The sequence below is a fragment of the Micromonospora sp. DT228 genome (assembly GCF_049841595.1).
Lineage (GTDB): Bacteria > Actinomycetota > Actinomycetes > Mycobacteriales > Micromonosporaceae > Micromonospora.
In genome coordinates this window covers 1-16,263 of record NZ_JBNCKO010000017.1, presented here as the reverse complement: position 1 = coordinate 16,263, position 16,263 = coordinate 1, and the positions used below count along the sequence as shown (strand labels likewise).

Annotated in this window: 20 protein-coding genes, 1 tRNA gene and 1 pseudogene; 4 read left to right on the top strand and 18 right to left on the bottom strand. The window is 73.9% G+C overall.

Annotated features, from left to right (window positions below):
• Positions 1-11: 11 nt before the first annotated feature.
• From gcvH to ACLQ29_RS27520, 8 genes are all read right to left on the bottom strand, one after another.
• Positions 12-392: a glycine cleavage system protein GcvH gene (gene gcvH, locus ACLQ29_RS27555; RefSeq protein ID WP_393374815.1), complete on the bottom strand. Its 381-nt coding sequence runs from the start codon at positions 390-392 to the stop codon at positions 12-14.
• Between the two features lie 60 nt (positions 393-452).
• Positions 453-1,490 carry a DUF881 domain-containing protein gene (locus ACLQ29_RS27550; RefSeq protein ID WP_425774343.1) on the bottom strand — a complete coding sequence of 346 codons (1,038 nt, stop codon included), beginning with the start codon at positions 1,488-1,490 and terminating at the stop codon, positions 453-455.
• A 10-nt stretch (positions 1,491-1,500) separates the two neighbouring features.
• On the bottom strand, positions 1,501-1,833 hold the full coding sequence (locus ACLQ29_RS27545) for a small basic family protein (RefSeq protein ID WP_030327710.1): 333 nt from the start codon (positions 1,831-1,833) through the stop codon (positions 1,501-1,503).
• Positions 1,830-2,774 (bottom strand): DUF881 domain-containing protein, encoded by a 945-nt coding sequence (locus ACLQ29_RS27540; RefSeq protein ID WP_425774342.1) that lies wholly within the window; start codon positions 2,772-2,774, stop codon positions 1,830-1,832. The genes ACLQ29_RS27545 and ACLQ29_RS27540 overlap by 4 nt, the downstream gene beginning before the upstream one ends.
• A complete protein-coding gene (locus ACLQ29_RS27535) occupies positions 2,771-3,403 on the bottom strand; it encodes a CDP-alcohol phosphatidyltransferase family protein (RefSeq protein ID WP_425774341.1) in 633 nt (210 codons plus the stop codon). The genes ACLQ29_RS27540 and ACLQ29_RS27535 overlap by 4 nt, the downstream gene beginning before the upstream one ends.
• Positions 3,404-3,690: 287 nt before the next feature.
• The gene (locus ACLQ29_RS27530) at positions 3,691-4,155 is read right to left on the bottom strand and encodes a MarR family winged helix-turn-helix transcriptional regulator (RefSeq protein WP_425774340.1); all 465 of its coding nucleotides are present in this window, start codon (positions 4,153-4,155) and stop codon (positions 3,691-3,693) included.
• A gap of 56 nt (positions 4,156-4,211) precedes the next feature.
• Positions 4,212-5,390 carry a PP2C family protein-serine/threonine phosphatase gene (locus ACLQ29_RS27525; protein ID WP_425774339.1) on the bottom strand — a complete coding sequence of 393 codons (1,179 nt, stop codon included), beginning with the start codon at positions 5,388-5,390 and terminating at the stop codon, positions 4,212-4,214.
• Between the two features lie 72 nt (positions 5,391-5,462).
• On the bottom strand, positions 5,463-6,209 hold the full coding sequence (locus ACLQ29_RS27520) for an SAM-dependent methyltransferase (RefSeq protein WP_425774338.1): 747 nt from the start codon (positions 6,207-6,209) through the stop codon (positions 5,463-5,465).
• Between the two features lie 116 nt (positions 6,210-6,325).
• On the opposite strand from ACLQ29_RS27520, the gene ACLQ29_RS27515 reads away from it, so the two are divergent.
• The 3 genes from ACLQ29_RS27515 to ACLQ29_RS27505 all read left to right on the top strand — a co-directional run bounded on the left by ACLQ29_RS27515 (position 6,326) and on the right by ACLQ29_RS27505 (position 7,992).
• Complete coding sequence (locus tag ACLQ29_RS27515; RefSeq protein WP_425774337.1) at positions 6,326-7,207, top strand: universal stress protein; 882 nt, start codon at positions 6,326-6,328, stop codon at positions 7,205-7,207.
• Between the two features lie 99 nt (positions 7,208-7,306).
• The gene (locus tag ACLQ29_RS27510; RefSeq protein WP_030327717.1) at positions 7,307-7,519 is read left to right on the top strand and encodes a hypothetical protein; all 213 of its coding nucleotides are present in this window, start codon (positions 7,307-7,309) and stop codon (positions 7,517-7,519) included.
• The gene (locus ACLQ29_RS27505; RefSeq protein WP_425774336.1) at positions 7,516-7,992 is read left to right on the top strand and encodes a hypothetical protein; all 477 of its coding nucleotides are present in this window, start codon (positions 7,516-7,518) and stop codon (positions 7,990-7,992) included. The genes ACLQ29_RS27510 and ACLQ29_RS27505 overlap by 4 nt, the downstream gene beginning before the upstream one ends.
• On the opposite strand, the gene ACLQ29_RS27500 is transcribed toward ACLQ29_RS27505, so the two are convergent.
• Entirely contained in the window at positions 7,993-8,196 is a 204-nt protein-coding gene (locus ACLQ29_RS27500; RefSeq protein WP_425774335.1) for a hypothetical protein, read from the bottom strand.
• 134 nt (positions 8,197-8,330) lie between these two features.
• Between ACLQ29_RS27500 and ACLQ29_RS27495 the strand changes: the two genes are divergently transcribed.
• Entirely contained in the window at positions 8,331-8,981 is a 651-nt protein-coding gene (locus ACLQ29_RS27495) for a hypothetical protein (RefSeq protein ID WP_425774334.1), read from the top strand.
• 5 nt (positions 8,982-8,986) lie between these two features.
• On the opposite strand, the gene ACLQ29_RS27490 is transcribed toward ACLQ29_RS27495, so the two are convergent.
• The 9 genes and pseudogenes from ACLQ29_RS27490 to ACLQ29_RS27450 all read right to left on the bottom strand — a co-directional run.
• Positions 8,987-9,172 carry a hypothetical protein gene (locus tag ACLQ29_RS27490; RefSeq protein ID WP_036410487.1) on the bottom strand — a complete coding sequence of 62 codons (186 nt, stop codon included), beginning with the start codon at positions 9,170-9,172 and terminating at the stop codon, positions 8,987-8,989.
• 74 nt (positions 9,173-9,246) lie between these two features.
• A complete protein-coding gene (locus ACLQ29_RS27485) occupies positions 9,247-10,524 on the bottom strand; it encodes a hemolysin family protein (protein WP_425774333.1) in 1,278 nt (425 codons plus the stop codon).
• A gap of 80 nt (positions 10,525-10,604) precedes the next feature.
• Entirely contained in the window at positions 10,605-10,802 is a 198-nt protein-coding gene (locus ACLQ29_RS27480; RefSeq protein WP_110566850.1) for a hypothetical protein, read from the bottom strand.
• A 39-nt stretch (positions 10,803-10,841) separates the two neighbouring features.
• Positions 10,842-11,582: a hypothetical protein gene (locus ACLQ29_RS27475; protein ID WP_425774332.1), complete on the bottom strand. Its 741-nt coding sequence runs from the start codon at positions 11,580-11,582 to the stop codon at positions 10,842-10,844.
• 153 nt (positions 11,583-11,735) lie between these two features.
• Positions 11,736-13,490 carry a selenocysteine-specific translation elongation factor gene (selB, locus tag ACLQ29_RS27470; protein ID WP_425774331.1) on the bottom strand — a complete coding sequence of 585 codons (1,755 nt, stop codon included), beginning with the start codon at positions 13,488-13,490 and terminating at the stop codon, positions 11,736-11,738.
• 2 nt (positions 13,491-13,492) lie between these two features.
• Positions 13,493-14,797: an L-seryl-tRNA(Sec) selenium transferase gene (selA, locus tag ACLQ29_RS27465; protein WP_425774330.1), complete on the bottom strand. Its 1,305-nt coding sequence runs from the start codon at positions 14,795-14,797 to the stop codon at positions 13,493-13,495.
• Between the two features lie 22 nt (positions 14,798-14,819).
• Positions 14,820-14,915 (bottom strand) — tRNA-Sec (locus ACLQ29_RS27460).
• A gap of 13 nt (positions 14,916-14,928) precedes the next feature.
• Entirely contained in the window at positions 14,929-16,143 is a 1,215-nt protein-coding gene (gene nrfD, locus ACLQ29_RS27455; RefSeq protein ID WP_425774329.1) for an NrfD/PsrC family molybdoenzyme membrane anchor subunit, read from the bottom strand.
• Positions 16,140-16,263: pseudogene (locus tag ACLQ29_RS27450) on the bottom strand (4Fe-4S dicluster domain-containing protein); the annotation flags it as partial. The gene nrfD and the pseudogene ACLQ29_RS27450, both read right to left, overlap by 4 nt.

Below are 16,263 nucleotides of genomic sequence, written 5' to 3'. Positions count from 1 at the left end.
ATCACGCACACTCAGCCTTCGGTGATCTTCTGATAAGCGGCCGCCGTCAGCAACCCATCCGTCGCCGTCGGATCGTTCGGCGTGATCTCCACCAACCAACCCGCACCGTACGGATCAGTGTTGATCAGCTCCGGTGTGTCACCCAACGCCTCGTTGGACGCCACCACCGTACCGGCGACCGGCGCGTAGATCTCCGACACACTCTTGGTCGACTCGATCTCACCCAACGAGTCACCGGCCGCGACCACCGCACCCGCCTCGGGCAACTGCACGTACACGATGTCACCCAGCGCGTCCTGCGCGAAGTGCGTGATGCCGACCCGGATCGAAGCCGTGCCGTCACCCGCCACCCACTCATGCTCGGCGGTGTATCGCAGATCCTCAGGAATCACCAGACGCGTCCTTCATCCATCGGTGCCCCGAGCCACCCGGGCCCGGCGCGGCCGCGCCGGTCAGGAGACCGGACGGGCGTGTTCCAACTTGATCGGCGCGTGCAGCGCCGAAACCTCGGCAACCTCACGCTCCCCAAACGTCACGTTACCGCCGACACCTCGGACCGACGCCACCACCCCACCAGGAATGTTCAACGCCGTACGCATCGTCGCCGGATCACCGATCACCGTGATCGTGTACGGCCCCGTCAACCGACGCCCCTCCACCATCAACGACCCGTTGTCCCCATCGAGGAAGTACGTCGACGCGATGATCCGCACCGTCGCCCGGTCACCACCGGCGATCTGCATCGCCTCCGCGCCCGCACCCCGCAACTCCTGCACCGCGTCCAGCACCCGCGTCGCCGTGATCGGCTTGACACCGGAGTCGAACTGCACAGTCAACCCCGGCCCCACCGCCGGCAACGTACCCGCCAGGATGCCCAACTCGTTCGCCCGCCGCGTCGCCTCGTCCAACGCCGCCTGACGACCCTGCTCACCCGAGGCCAACTGCCGCTGACTGTCCTCCAGAGCCCGAATATCCTGCTGCAGACGACTCTCCCGCGCATCCAGATCCGACAGGATCCGCACCAGGTCCTCCTGGCGCGTCGCCCCCAACGTCGGATCCGTCGACGTCGTCTTCAACTGCACGACCAACGTGAAACCCAGCAGCACCAACAACGCCACGATCATCACACCGGCCGTACTCCACCGGAACCGACCCGCCGCCACCGGTCGCGCCGCCACCGGCTCCCCGGCCGGCTCGGCCAACCCGTCCGACACCGGCTCCGGCCCTCCGGACCGCGACACCGCCACCGGCTCCCCCGACCGCGACACCGCGTTCAGGTCCACCGTCGCGCCGTCGTCGACCCCCTCCACCGCGGGCTCATCGTCCGGCCGCTCCTGCGGCGCCGCCGGCTCCTGCGGCGCCAACGGGCTCAACTCGTCCGGATCCGGCGCGTCCGGACGAGGATCCGGCTCACCCGCCGGCCCACCCGGGCGCGTCGGCCCACCCGGCTGCGGCCACCCGGTCCCCGTGTCGCTCTGCTCATCACTCATCGCTGTCAACCTACGCCCGGAACAGGTGCCGACGGATCGCCGCCACGTTGCCGAAGATGCGGACACCCAACACGACGACCACACCCGTGGACAACTGCCCGCCCACCCCGAGCTGGTCACCCAGATACACGATCAGACCAGCGACCAACACGTTCGAGATGAACGACACCACGAACTGCTTGTCGTCGAAGATGCGGTCCAACCGGGCCCGCACCCCACCGAACACCGCGTCCAACGCGGCCACCACCGCGATCGGCAGGTACGGCTGCAACGCCGCCGGCACCGTGGGATCAAGCCACACACCCAGCACCACACCGGCAAGCAACGCCAGCACCGCGATCATCGGCCACCTCCGGAGGGGCTAACGGTCGTCGTCGGACCGGACGACCCAGGACTGCCGGACCGGACACCCGACGCGGAAGGGCTCGGACTGACCGACGGCTTCGCGTAGCGTAGCTGCGGCTCCGGAGCCGCCGGCAGGGTGAGGTCATCGGCCTCCCGCACACCGAACGACAACCCGGTCTTCTGCGCGACCTCCCGCATCACGTCCGCGTTGCGGCTGTTCTCGAACTTGCGCCGCAGCGAACCCGGCCCGACCGCCGACACCTCGTACGGCCCCATCACCGGCCGGAAGTCCACAAGGATCGCGTCACCCGCCGTACGGATCGTCGACGTCGAGGTCAACCGCTGCCCATTGATGGCGACCGCCTCCGCGCCGGCACTCCACAACGCGTTCGCCACACCCTGCAGATCGCTGTACAACACCCGCGACGGCCCCGCACCGGCACCCGTCACCGCGTCCGCGTTCTCCGGCCCGTCCGCCAACCGCACCACCACACCGTCGCCGCGCACCCGACCCAGGCCGGTGCTCGCCTCCAGGTCCCGCAGCCGTGCCGCGGCCGACCCGCTCAACGCCGCGTCCCGCTGCCGACTGACCTCCTCGCGCAGCTGATCCGCGCGGATGGACAACCGGTCGGTCTGACCCTCCCGCTCCTTGATCTGCGCCACCAGACCGGAACGAGCCTGGGCCCGCCCCGGCTCGTCCGCCATCGTCTGCCGGTACGCGACAGCGAACAGGAAACCGAGCAGCACCACCACGACCAGACTGACCGACCGCGCCGGCCAGGCCCGCCACCCCCGGGCCGACCCGGTGGACGCCGAGCGCCGTCGCGCCGCCGCCGCATCCGCGTACCCCGGATCGAGCGGGTTGCGAAACAACTCGGTCAGGAAGTCCGGCGCGTACACCCGATCCGGGCGGGGCTTCCCCGGCTGCGGCGCGCTCATGCTGCCGCCGCCCCCGGCCCACGTGCCGCGCGCACCAGCCGCGCCGCCTGCACCACGTACATCCCGCCGGCCACCCAGTAGAGCACCAGCCCCCACCACGCCAACGCCCAGCCGATCGCGGCCGTCGCCGTCGCCGCCGCACTCCACTCGGTGGCCAACAGCAGCACCGGGAACGCCGCCAACAGCAGGAACGTGGCGGTCTTACCGACGTAGTGCACCGGCGGCGGCCCGTACCCGTAGCGGCGGAGCACCGCCAGCGAGCCGAGCAGCAGCAGCTCACGGGCCAGCAGCGCCGCGGTGAACTGCCACGGCACCACCTCCCGCGCGGTGAAGGCGACCAGGGTGGCGAGGATGTAGAGCCGGTCGGCGAACGGGTCGAGCAACTCCCCCAGCCGACTCACCTGGTGCAGACGGCGCGCCATCCAGCCGTCGACCCAGTCCGTGGTGCCGCCGATGGCCAGGACGACGATCGCCGCCACGTCGGCCCGCTCGACCAGGAACAGGTAGAGGAAGAGGGGCACGCCCAGCAGCCGCACGAAGCTGATCAGGTTGGGCAGGGTGAGCACCTGGTTGCCGGGGGCCTGTTCACCGGTGTCCCGCGGTTGCTCTGCCCGAGCCGGACGCGACACCGATCCTCCTCCACGGCACGGACCCTCGGCCGACGTCGGGCGCGGCGGAGGGTCGTACGCGCTGTCGGGCCGGCCCGCGCCGGCTCCCCCTGCGGCCCCGGGTGGGGCCTCTTTCCCTGATCCGGCCCGCGATCTCGAAGATCACGGGCCGGGTAAGTGCGCTGTCACTATATCGGGCCTGCGTCCGCTTGCCCGGCGCCGTCGCGGGTCGTTCGGTGCGGTGTTGTCGCACTGTGGCGTGGATCACCACGCGTAGAGCGTCCTAGGATACTAGTGGGAGCGGCGACTCAGGCCGTCTGTGCCGCCGGATCGGTCTGCTGCTCGGGCACCGCCTGAGTCGCCGCCCGACCGAACGCGACAAGCGCCAGCAACAGATCGTGCTGCGTGCGCGCCGGCATCCGATCCAGCACCGCCTGCACCGCCCGCCGCCGCCGCTCGGCCAGGTCCCCCAACAGCGTCAGCGCCGCCGGGGTGGGCACCAGCCGCACCTCACGCCGGTCGCGGGGATCGGGCACCCGGCGCAACAACCCGGTCGCCTCCAGCCGGTCACAGAGGCGGCTCGCCGACGACGGCACCACGTCCAGCAGCTCCGCCAACCCGTTGACGTTGGTTTCCGAACGGCTGGTGATCAGCGCCAACACCCGCAACTGGGTGGGCGGCACCTGATGCCCCGACGCGGACGAGTCGAGCACGGCGATCAGTGTCCCGGCGGCCGCGGCGATCGCCGCGGCGAGATCCCCAGGTCGCTCCACCCGATGTCCCCCGCCGTCGTCGCGCTGCTGCCCGCCAGACGCAACGGCGGCGACCCTCACCTGCTGCCCCGCTCGCGCGGACCGTGCCAGTCCAGACACACCACGACGGCGTCGTCGCGTAGGTCGGAGTCCGCGTGGTAGGCGTGCAGTTCGCGCATCACCGTACCAACCGCCTCGGCCGCCGGCTGCAACCGCGTGGCGCGCAGCGAACGCGCCATCACCCGATCCCCGTACGGCTCCTGGCCCGGCGGCTCGGCGGCCCACACCCCGTCGCTGACCACGAACAGGCGGTCACCCGGCTCGAGGTGCAACTCCTGCACCTCGTAGCGGGTCTCCGCGAACATCCCCAACGGCAACTGCTGATCCAGCTTCATCCGCTCCACAGTCGCCCCGCGCATCCGCAGCAGGTGCGGGGACCCCGCGTCGACCGCCCGGACCCGACCGGTGCGGGTGTCGACGTCGAGCAGCAGGGTGGCCACGTAGCGGCGGCCCCGGTGCTGGTAGAAGACCGTGTCCGAGGCCAGTTCGGCCTGCTCCACCAGGCCGCCACCGGAGCGACGGGCGTTGCGCATCGCGTTGACCGTGACGGCGGTCAGCATCGACGCGGCCAGCCCGTTGCCCTCGCCGTTGAGCACGGTCAGGGTCAGTTGGTCGCCGTCCAGCGACCAGTCGAAGTGGTCCCCACCCACGGTGTACGCCGGCTCCAGTTGCCCGGCCAACTCGAACGCGTGGTGCGCCACGCTGCGACCGGGCAGCAGATCCCACTGCATCTCGGCGGCCATCGTGAGTCGCTCCCGGCGACGGGCCCGCCGGTACCTGTCGGTCCCCCGATCCGCCGCACGCATCGCCACCGCGAGAGCGTCGGCGATGTCGGTCGCCTGGCCGGTCACTGTCGGATTCGGTACGGCCGGCAGCTCGATCAACAGCACGCCCAGCCGCTCCCCCCACAGCGTCAACGGCAGGTAGAGCCGGCAGGATCCCTCGCCGGCGTCGTCGCGTACCGGTTGCTGGCTGCTGAAACACCGCTGCGCCATGGTGTGGCAGGCCAGGAACCCGGCCGCCGGCAGGTCCGGGTCCAGGACCGGCCAGAGCCCGCTGATCCGATAGTCGGCGACGAAGACGTCGGTGCGCAGCGCGCCCAGCGTCGACCTGATCGCCTGGTCCGCCGCCTCGGCCAACTGGTCGGGCGGGGCCTCGCGCAGCGCGCGCGACACCACCTCCGGCGGGTCCACCATGCTCGTCCTCTCCAGAAGCTTGCGGTAGGGCAAGCATCATACGGACCACCCCCGGACGGCGAACCGCTGCGGTCAGTCGTCGCCCCGGGTCGCGAGCACGCCGTGGAACGCGTCGGGCACCGGGGCGGGCGGACCCACCGGCCGCCACCGCGCGACCGGCACGATCCCGTCCGCCGTCGGCGCCCAGCGGCCCAGCAGCGGCCCGAACGCCGCCGGTGGGCGCATCCGGAACTGTGGCCCCATCATCGCCAGCGCCTGCGGGTGACCCGCCAGCTCCTCGGTGTCGAAGTCCACCACGAGCAGGCTGCCCGGCGCCGCGCCGGCGTACAGCTCGTCGAGGGTGTGGGTCAGCGTGGCGTCGTCGAGGAACGCCGCCAGCCCGAGGAAGACCACCCCGACCGGCCGGCGGCCCCAGCCCGGCACGAAGCGGTGCAGCTGCGCCGGGTCGATCGTGCCGATGTCGGTCGCGTCACCGAAGCCGTAGCCGGCCCGGTCGCTGCCGGCGAGGATGCTCTGCCCCAACCGGATGGTCACCGGGTCGACGTCGGTGTAGAGCACCGTCGCGTCGACGGCGACCTCGTGCACGTTGCCCATCGTCGGCACCCCGGCGCCGAACACCAGGAAACCGTCCACGCCCCGGTCGGCCATGGCCCGCACCGCCCGCCCCAGGAACGCCCGCAGCTCCCGGAACACCGGAGCGCACGGCCCGTACGCCTGCTCGAACGCGCTCGCAGCAGCCACGTCGACCGGGAAGTGGTGCTCCCCACCGAGCCAATAGTCGATCATGCGGCCGGTGCTCGGCTGGTCCGGTGCACCCATCGACAATCCCCCCTCCGGACCGGTCGCCGTCAGCGTACCGACCTCGGCGCGCTCAGCGGTATCGCGGCGCGGGGACGGTCCCGCCCGCGATACTGGCCCCGAGCGGGAGGTGGGCGGTGAACTCGGCGAACAGCGCGGCGGTGGTGGTCGGCGTGGACGGCTCACAGCCGGCCCTGCGCGCCGTACGCCTCGCCGCCACCGAGGCGGCGCGCCGGCACCGGCCACTGCGGATCGTGCACGGGTTCGTCTGGCCGCTGCTGCACGTGCCGATCGCCCCCGCCCCGGGCGCGCCACCCGGCGGCGGGCTGCGGCACCGGGCCGAGGAGCTGGTCCAGGCCGCGGTGGCCGAGGCCGAGGCGACCGTAGCGGAGCTGTCGATCTCCGGTGAGATCATCGACGGTGAGGCCGCCGCGGTGCTGGTCGGCGAGTCCCCCACCGCCGCGCTCATCGTGCTCGGCGACCGGGGGCTCGGTGGTTTCTCGGCGCTCGTGGTCGGCTCGGTCGCGGTGCAGGTCGCCGCGTACGCCGACTGCCCGGTGCTGGTGGCCCGCGGCGCGCAACGACCCGACGAGCCGGTGCTTGTCGCGGTGGACGGCTCGCCGGCCTCCCGGCTGGCGGCCGACTTCGCGGCCGAGACCGCCGTGTCGCGTGGCGTGCCGCTGCTGGCGGTGCACGCCTACCGGCACCCCGGCAGCAGCGGCCCCGGCGACATGCAACCCCTGGTGTACGACGAGGGCAAGCTGCACGGCGAACAGGAACGGATGCTCGCCGAGTGGCTGACCGGCCTGACCGAGCAGCACCGAAAGCTGCGGTTGACCTGCCGGGCGATCCACGGCCGGACCGGCGCCGTGCTGGCCGAGGCGTCCGGCTCCGCGCAACTGGCGGTGGTGGGCGGGCAGGGGCGCGGCGAGGTGACCGGGTTGCTGCTGGGGTCGGTGAGCCAGTCGATGCTGCACCACGCGCGGTGCCCGGTCGCCGTGGTGCACGGCCCCCGCTAGGACCTGAGGTTCACCGGCCGCCAGACGGGTAGACGGCCGCGGTACGCCGACGGCGACGAGGGCGACAGCAGATGCCCAGACCGACGAAGGAGGCACCAGATGCCAGGACCACGGCCGGGCAGTAACGCCTACGACAAGCAGCGGGCGCGGTTGCGCAACGCGATCGACGACTCCGGACGTCGGGTGCCCGACGGCAAGGCCAACCAGGTCGCCAACCGGATCCTCCAGGAGGATCGCGGCCAGCGGGGCGTGGTACGCGGCGACCGCGCGTACGGCCCCAAGAGCGAGCGCGAACCGGGCGACCCGAAGTGAGAAGGGTCGACCTTGCCGACGGTGCCATCGCTGGTGCCGTCGGCAGCACCGCGCTGAACGTGGTCAGCTACCTGGACATGGCCCTGCGGGGACGGCCGGAGAGCGACGTCCCGCAGGAGACCGTCGACCGGCTGGCCGGGATCGCGCACGTCAGCCTGGGGTCCGACGGCCGGGCGGCGAACCGCCGCTCGGGCCTCGGGCCCCTGATCGGCTACGGGCTGGGCATCGCCGCGGGCGTCGCGTTCGCGCTCTACGCCGGCGGTCGACGGCAACCACTACCGGTGGCCACCGGCCTGCTCGGCGCCGCGGTGATGACCATGACCGACGGGTCGATCACCGTGCTCGGGATCAGTGATCCGCGCACCTGGCGGCGCTCCGACTGGATCTCCGACATCATCCCGCACCTCGCCTACGGGCTGACGGCCGCCGCGACCTGGAACAGGTTGCGGCGGCCGTCCGGGCGCAGTCGTTAGTTACCGGGTGTCGCTGTCGTCCTCGGCCACCGGTTCACCGGCCGGGCCGTACGGCGACACCTGCCCTTTGGGCACCGGCCGGCCCTCGTCCCCGCGCGACGAGCCACGGTTGCGCGGGTGCCCGGTCGGCGTGGGCCCCTTGCTGTCCTGGCTGGTGGCGCCCCTGGCGTTGCGCCGGAACTCTTCCTGCTGCGGGTTGACCACAGGTGTCTCCCTCCGGGTACGGCGGGCGGCATCGACCGCCTTCCACCGTCGGCATACCCGCCCGCTCCGGCGGCATTCCGACAGCGGTCGCCGGCGCAAGGCCTAGCGGGACGCCGATCGGGTACCCGATCGGTGTGGGCAACGATCGAACGGTGGTGCGGGTCCTGCTGGACCGGCGGGGCCGCACCTACGCGGAGGAGGCCGGCATCCAGCTCGCCGACCGTCCCCGCCCGCTCTACCAACTGCTGGTGCTGACCACCCTGCTGAGCACCCGGATCCGGGCGTGCCTGGCGGTGGACGCCGCGCGGGAGCTGTTCGCCGCGGGCTACCGCACACCGCAGGCCATGGAGGCGGCCAGCTGGCAGGAACGCGTCGACGCGCTGGGCCGGGGTCACTACCGCCGCTACGACGAGCGGACCGCCACCATGCTCGGCACCGGCGCCCGCCTGTGCCTGGACCGCTGGCACGGCGACCTGCGCCGACTACACCGCGAGGCCCCGGGTGACCCCGCCGGGCTCCGGCGACGCCTCACCGAGTTTCCCGGCATCGGACCCACCGGCGCGGACATCTACCTGCGCGAAGCGCAGACGGTCTGGTCCGACCTGCGCCCGTACGCCGACCGTCGGGCCCTCGCCGGGGCGAAGCGGCTGGGCCTGCCGGGCTCCCCGGACGGGTTGGCCGGCCTGGTCGACGAACCGGACTTCGGCCGGCTCGCCTCGGCGCTGGTGCGGGTGGCGCTCGGCGAGGAGTCCGCCGGCGAGGTCACCCGGGTCGCCGCCCGCTGACCCGCTCACTTCACCGTCTTGTCCCCCGGCCGGGTCAGGTGCCACACCAGCAGCGCGGCGAGCAACGCCAGGACCACCACCCCACCGGAGATCCCGCGGCCCTCCTCGGGGCTGCGGCCGGCGCTGCCGAAATAGATCACCGCGAGGCCGGCCAGCACCGTGACGAACGTACGCAAACCTCGGTCCTTCACGAATCGCACCGTAGGCAGCCCCGCGTCCGCCGTGAGCGTTTTCGGCGCTCTTGTCCCCCGTCCGGGCGACCCGGTCACCTGTCGGCCGTGAACCCGCGCAACCGCACCCGGCGTACCGCCCGGTCGGCGACCTCCACCACCTCCAGGGTCAGCCCGGGCAGCCGCACCATCTCCCCCGGCTGGCCGGGCAGGTGCCGCAGCCGGGCCAGCACCAACCCGGCCACCGTGGTGTAGTCGCGGGACAACGGAAAGCGCAACCGCACCCCCAGGTCGGGCAGGTCGTGCAGGGGGAAGTCACCGGGCACCAGCAGGGCGCCGTCCTCCTCCCGGATCACCCCGCGCACGTCCCGGTCGGTCTCGTCGTACAACTCGCCGACCACCTCGGCCAGCAGATCCTCCATGGTGACCAGGCCGTCGATGCCGCCGTGCTCGTCGACCGCCAGGGCCAGTTGCTGATGTTCCTGACGGAGCTGACGCAACGCGTCGGCGACCGGCAGGGTCACCGGCAGCAGCACCGGCGAGCGCACCCGATCCCCCACCGACGCCGTGCCGGCCTGCACCAGGTCACGGATGTGCACCACCCCGAGCAGCTCGTCCAGGCCACCGGGGCCGGTGACCGGGGCGCGGGACCGTCCGGCGGCGGCGAGCCGGCGGACCCCCTCGTCGGCGGTCAGGCTGGCCGGCAGCGTCATCACCTCCCGACGGGCCACCAGGATCTCCCGCAACGTCCGACCGGCGATGTCGAACGCACCGGTCAGGATCTCCCGCTGCTGGGCCGACAGGCCGCGCTGGCTGGCCAGCATCTCCCGCAGCTCCTCCTCGGTCATCTCGGCGCGGTTGGCCCGCGGGTCACCGCCGGCCAGCCGTACCACCGTGTCGGTGGCCCGGCTGAGCAGCCACACCGCTGGCCGGGACACCCGGGCCAGCAGGTCCAGCGGGCCGGCGCTGAGCAACGCCCAGCGCTCCGCCCGCTGCATCGCCAGTCGTTTGGGCGCCAACTCGCCGAGCACCAGCGTGACGAACGTCAGCAGCACGGTCACCAGCAGCACCGCAGCGGGGCGGGCCACGCCACCGAGGAAGCCCAACGGACCGACGAGCGGCTCGGACAGCGACACCGCGGCCGCCGCCGAGGCGAGGAACCCGGCGAGGGTGATGCCGAGCTGGATGGTGGCCAGGTAGCGGTTGGGGTCGCGGGACAACTGCACCAACCGGTCCCCGGCGCGCGACCGTCGCCCCAGGCGCCGCAACTGCCCCTCGCGCAGCGTCACCAACGCCATCTCGCTGCCGGAGAGCGCGGCGTTGACAAGCACCAGTACGGCCACCAGCGCCACCTGCACGAGCTGATTACCCATCGCGCACCCCCGTCCGCCGCCTCAGGTCACTCAACCGCAGCGGAGCCGGTCCCGGGTCCGGTTTGCGCCCGCGCCACCGCTCAGTCGACCTCCAGGTCGTCGAGTGAGATGGCGTGGGTCATCAACCAGCGGGCCAGCGCCGACATGCCGAACAGCCAGAGCGGCACCGATTCGGTGGGCCCGCTGGTGGCGTAGATGGCGAACCGCAGATCGGGCGCGCGGTACGCCTCGATCCGCCACCGGTGCTGCCGGTCCCGCCAGACCGCCGAAGGGTCCATTGCGTCACCGTAGGTGACCGCCGCCGACCCGGGGGCCGGTTAGCCCGGCACCACCGTCGTGCCGAGCAGCCGTTGGGCGATGGACACCAGCATGGCGATCCCGATCCCGGCGAGGATCAGCCAACCGAGGCCACGCCAGCCCGAGCCACGGTCGGAGGCCGGCGCTGCCGGCGGTCTCCACACTTCCCGGTACGACCAGGCCAGCACTCCCAGCCCGAACGGCAGCAGCCCGATCCAGAACCAGAACCATCGGGTGCCGGCTCGTGGTGGCGTGCCGTCGACGAGCCTGGTCAGCCACAGCACGGTCAACACGCCGGCGAGCACGGCGGCGGCGTCGGTGATCCGGTGTGCGGCGGCGCCCACCCCGTGCCACGGATCGGCGACGGCGGCGAGCCGCGCGTCCCACCCCGCATTCGGCGACGGGTCCGGCTCGACGCCTGACGACTCCGGGGCGGGCGGGTCGACGTACGCGTACCGGGTCTGGCCGCTGGGCACGGTCCAGGCGAGCATCCAGCCGTTCACCGCGTACTGAGGCCGCGGACGGCTGCCCCAGTAGGCGTCGTCGTCGACCCAGCCGTTTGCCCGTTGGAAGGTCACCACCCGGCCGGCCGCGAGATCCCGGTCGAGCTGGGCCTGCGTCGACTCGCGGGGCTCCACCCACCAGGCCAGGGATGCCCACAGCACCCAGAGCACCGGCAGCCCCCAGCGCAGCGCCACCGGGAGGGCCTCGCGCCATCGGCCGCCGGCGCGCCGCGACCGGGTCGGGATCAGCTCGACCATCGCTCTACCGTCGCACCCCGGGACGGTCCTGTCAGCCCCGGCCGGCGCGGGTGGCCACGGCACTCGACCGCCTCAAGCGAAGCGACGTCCGCTACCCGCTTCGTCCTCGACATGTCCGACCTGGACTCCAGACCAGGGCGGAGTGTCGCGGGCTCAGGTGACGACGATCCGGGCGTCGTCGGGCAGTCGTCGGGTCGCACCGCGACGGTCCAGCAACTCCAGCAGGGGCACCGCCACCCGGCGGGTGGTGTCCAACGCCTGCCGGGCCGCGGAGAGCGTGAACGGCTGCGGCAGCCCGGCCAACACCCGGACCGCGTCGTCGAGCGCGTCGGGCAGCAGCACCACGTTGTCGGCCAACCGCAGCAGGGCGCCGGCCCGCACCGCCGCTCCGATCTCCCGGGGACCCAGGCCGAGGTCGACGAGACGGTCCGCCTCGGGGGCGCGAAACGGCCGGTCGCCGTACTCGTCGCGGACCCGCCGCACGGCTCGGGCCACCGGCTCGGGCAACGCGTCGGCGCCCGCCGCGCCGACCCGCCCGGCGTGCATCCGCAACGGCGGCCGGACCAGCGCCTCGACAAGCACCCGGTCGGGCAGGGCGAGGCGCTGGCGCAGCGCGTCCACCGGCATCCCCGGCTCCAACGGGTGCTCCCGCGCGTGGCGGGCGACCTCCTCGGTCACCTGGTCGCCGAGGCGCCGCCAGTGCTCGGGGTCGGCCAGCCAGTCACCGGCCACCGGCGCGGCGTGCACCGGCACGCCCATCCGGATCAACGCGCCGGCCCGGACCAGCCGCCGGCGGCGCAGCTCACCGGCCAGGTCGGGTCGACCGTCCATCCCGGCGAGAACCTGCGCGCGGGCGGCCGCGGCACCACGGCGGGCCAGCGGCGGCGGCGCCACGTCCAGCACCCGTACCCCGCCGGCGACGTGGTGCCGGCCCGGGTCGCGCAGCAGCGCCCGGTCGCCCACCAGCAGTGGCAGCGGGCGCGACAGGCGCAGCCGCACGGTGTCCACACCGAGCGGTCGGACCCGGACCGGCACCGCCGCCGACCCGACGTGCAGGGTGAGCGTGGCCGGCAGGTCGGCGGCCGCGTCGCCGGCGAGCCGGACGTCGACGAGGTCGGTGTGCTGGAACCGGCCCGGGGTGAGCAGCGCGTCGCCGCGGCCGAGCCGGTCGCGGGGCGTACCGCGCAGGTTGACCGCGACCCGGGCCACCGCGGCGGCCTGCGGTCGGGCCTCGCCGAGAGAGTGCAGGCCACGGACCCGGACCGGCTCGTCGGCACCGGCCAACTCCAGCACGTCACCCACCCGCAGCCGACCGGCGCCGAGGGTGCCGGTGACGACGGTGCCGCTGCCCCGCACGGTGAAGCTGCGGTCGACCCAGAGCCGCACCGGGTCGTCCACCGTGGGCGCCGGCAGCCGGGCGGTCAGCCGGTCCAGGGCGGCCCGCAGCTCCGGCAGACCGGCGCCGGTGCGACCGCTGACCGCCACCGCCTCCACCGCGCCGAGACTTGTCGCGCCGATCTCAGCGCGGGCCTGGGCCGTCGCCGGCCCCGGATCGGCCAGGTCCGCGCGGGTCACCGCGAGCAGGCCGTACCCGACGCCGAGCGCGTCGAGCGCGGCCAGGTGCTCGGCGGACTGCGGCATCCACCCCTCGTCGGCGGCGACCACGATCAGCGCCGCCGGCACCGGGCCGACCCCGGCGAGCATGTTCGGCACGAACCGCTCGTGGCCGGGCACGTCGACGAAGGCGATGGTGGCGCCGGAGGGCAGCGTCGTCCAGGCGAAGCCCAGATCGATGGTCATGCCCCGGCGGCGTTCCTCGGCCCACCTGTCGGGCTCCATCCCGGTCAGCGCCCGGACCAGCGTCGACTTGCCGTGGTCGACGTGTCCGGCGGTCGCGACGACGAACACCCTCAGTCGTCCCCGGGCACGCGCAGCACGGCCACGCGGACCGCCTCGTCGGCGTCGGCGGGCACACAGCGCAGGTCGAGCAGGAGTCGGCCCCGCACCACCCGGCCGAGCACCGGCTGGTCACCGGTGCGCAGCGGAGCGGCGTAGCGCTCGGGCAGGCTCAGCGCCCACGAGTCCAACTCGACACCGGGGGCCCCGCCGCCGCCGACCACCGCGACGGCCGGCACCACCTCCGCCTTACGGCCGTCCGCGCCGAGCCGGTCGCGCAGCCGCTCCACCCGCTCGCGCAGGGCGCCCGGATCGGCGTGCAACGCCGTCCGGGTGGGGGTGTCCGGTCGGTGCAGGGTGGCGGCGAGCGCGGCCAGGGTGAGCTTGTCCACCCGCACCGCCCGGGCCAGCGGGTGCCGGCGCAGCCGGTCGACAACCGCGACGTCGCCGAGCAGCAACCCCGCCTGCGGGCCGCCGAGCAGCTTGTCGCCACTGGCGGTGACAAGCGCCGCCCCGGCGCGCAGAGTGCTCGTCGCGTCCGGTTCGTCGGGCAGCAGCGGATCCGCGGTGAGCAGGCCGGAGCCGATGTCGGCGACCACCGGCACGCCGAGGGTGGCCAGTTGACGCACCGGGGTCGCCGAGGTGAAGCCGGTGATCTGGAAGTTCGACGGGTGCACCTTGAGCACGAAGCCGGTCTGCGGGCCGAGCGCGGCGGCGTAGTCCGCGAGCGTGGTGCGATTGGTGGTGCCCACCTCCCGCAGGCGAGCACCGGTGCTCTCCAGCAGGTCGGACAGGCGGAAGCCGTCGCCGATCTCGACGAACTCACCCCGGCTGACCACGATCTCCCGACCGGCGGCCAGGGCGGTGGCGGCCAGCACCAGCGCGGCGGCGCCGTTGTTGACCACGTGCACGGCCCCGGCGTCGGGCACGGCAGCGGCCAGGGCGTCGAGCGCGTCGCGGCCACGGCGGGCCCGTCGGCCGGTGCTCAGGTCCAACTCGACGTCGGTGTGCCCGGCGGCGGCCACCACCGCGGCGACCGCGGCGGGCGACAGTGGCGCCCGGCCCAGGTTGGTGTGCAGCACGACGCCCGTGGCGTTGAGCACCGCGCGGGGGCCGGGCGCGGGCAACGCGGCGACCGCCGCGTCGCGTACCTCGTCGGGGTTGATCTCGCCGCGGCGGGCCCGCTCCTGGGCGCGGACGACGACCGCCTTGACCTGGTCGCGGCCCAGCGTCGCGCTGGCCGCGGCCAGCAGCGGGTCGGCGAGCAGCGTGTCGGTGCGGGGCACCCGGCGTCGCGGGTCCACCGGCCCGTCGCCCATCGCGTCATCTCCTGCTGCGGTTTGGCGGAGACGGACGGGAATCGAACCCGCCTGGCCCGGGTCCCGGACCACTCCGGTTTTGAAGACCGGGAGGGGCACCAGCCGCCTGAACGCCTCCACCGGACATTCGATCACACCGTGGGCGGGGCCGCCCGATCAGCTGGAAGATCCATGCTGGTTCGTCGGGCGTCGGCCCGCTCGCGCTGCGGCACCACCGTGTACCGAGGGTCGCGGGCGGAGGCGACGCCGCCGTAGAAGATGCCGAACCGGGTCAGCGCCGACGCCGCCAGCAGCGCGGCGCCGGACAGCGCGCTGACCGCCCGGCTGCGCCGGCCGAGCAGCACACCGGCGACCCCACCGGCGGTGAGCAGCCGACTCGCGCGCAGCAGCCGACCGGGCCGGCCCCGCCGGTAGGGCTCGCTGAGCAGACCGAGGCGGGTCTCCACCCGGTGCGCGCCGTACAGCTCCAGGGCCGCGCCGGCCACCGCCATCCGGCGGGCCGGCCCCGCCTGGGCCGGCGGCGCGGCGAGCAGACCCACGCCGGCGCCGCTGGCCAGCGCGCTGCCCGCGAAGATCACCGGCAACTCGGGGTACGCCTCGTGCCACGACGGCACCGCCGTGTCGGCGAGCAGGACCCCGGTGTACGTGGCCAGCGCCGGCGCGGTGCCGGCGGCGAGCAACCCGGCGGCGTGCCCGATGGGCGGCAACGCGCGGCCGGCCAGCCCGAGCAGGCCGTGCCGGGGCAGCACGCCGGCGGCCTCGGCGATCGCGGCGACACCCGCCGCCGGCCCGTACGCGGTGAGGATCCAGGTGCCCATCGACATCGGCGAGGTCGGCTTGGCCACCCGGAGCATGTGGTGGAACCGCGCCGGTCGGCCCAGGTCCCTGATCAGGAAGACGGCGCTGGCGCTGACCGCGGCCAACGCGGTCACCCGACCGGCGCGACGCAGCGCCGGCCGCCCGGTGAGCTGCCCACCCGCGGCGAGCAGCGACGAGCCGGCGGCCACCCCCCCGGTGAACAGGTACGCCGCGATGTCCCACTTCCAGACCGGCGCCTTGAGGATGGGCCGCCCGTAGTACGACGTGAACTCGGCCTCCGGCACCCGCAGCTCCTCGCCGCCGCGTCGCCCGCCCCGCCGGCCGGCGGACCCCCGCCGCGGCGAGGTCAGCTCCGCCCGAGAGTCCGCGCCCACCGCTTCCCGCCGCACCCCCGGACCACCCGACCGGTCGCTGCCGGCGGCGGATGGGTCGGTGCCGGCGGCGGCCGACGGGTCGGGGCCGGCGCTGGTGAGTCGGTCGCGGAAGCGGCGGAAGCGGTCACCCATTTCGGGGCGCTGCGCGCTCACGAGGAACCTCCGACGAACGCGGCGACGGTCGCCGCCGCCATGGCGAGGGCGGCGAGGCCCGCGCGTTTCCACATGGCCGGCAGGTCACGGGTGGTCACGACCGGGTCGGGTGGCAACCCG

Excerpts from the sequence above, each read along its gene's own strand:
- ACLQ29_RS27480 (WP_110566850.1), bottom strand. The coding sequence starts at position 10,802 with ATGGACCCTTCGGCGGTCTGGCGGGACCGGCAGCACCGGTGGCGGATC.
- ACLQ29_RS27475 (WP_425774332.1), bottom strand. The coding sequence starts at position 11,582 with ATGGTCGAGCTGATCCCGACCCGGTCGCGGCGCGCCGGCGGCCGATGG.
- ACLQ29_RS27545 (WP_030327710.1), bottom strand. The coding sequence starts at position 1,833 with ATGATCGCGGTGCTGGCGTTGCTTGCCGGTGTGGTGCTGGGTGTGTGG.
- selA (WP_425774330.1), bottom strand. The coding sequence starts at position 14,797 with ATGGGCGACGGGCCGGTGGACCCGCGACGCCGGGTGCCCCGCACCGAC.
- ACLQ29_RS27520 (WP_425774338.1), bottom strand. The coding sequence starts at position 6,209 with ATGGGTGCACCGGACCAGCCGAGCACCGGCCGCATGATCGACTATTGG.
- ACLQ29_RS27510 (WP_030327717.1), top strand. The coding sequence starts at position 7,307 with ATGCCAGGACCACGGCCGGGCAGTAACGCCTACGACAAGCAGCGGGCG.
- ACLQ29_RS27540 (WP_425774342.1), bottom strand. The coding sequence starts at position 2,774 with ATGAGCGCGCCGCAGCCGGGGAAGCCCCGCCCGGATCGGGTGTACGCG.
- ACLQ29_RS27485 (WP_425774333.1), bottom strand. The coding sequence starts at position 10,524 with ATGGGTAATCAGCTCGTGCAGGTGGCGCTGGTGGCCGTACTGGTGCTT.
- ACLQ29_RS27550 (WP_425774343.1), bottom strand. The coding sequence starts at position 1,490 with ATGAGTGATGAGCAGAGCGACACGGGGACCGGGTGGCCGCAGCCGGGT.
- ACLQ29_RS27525 (WP_425774339.1), bottom strand. The coding sequence starts at position 5,390 with ATGGTGGACCCGCCGGAGGTGGTGTCGCGCGCGCTGCGCGAGGCCCCG.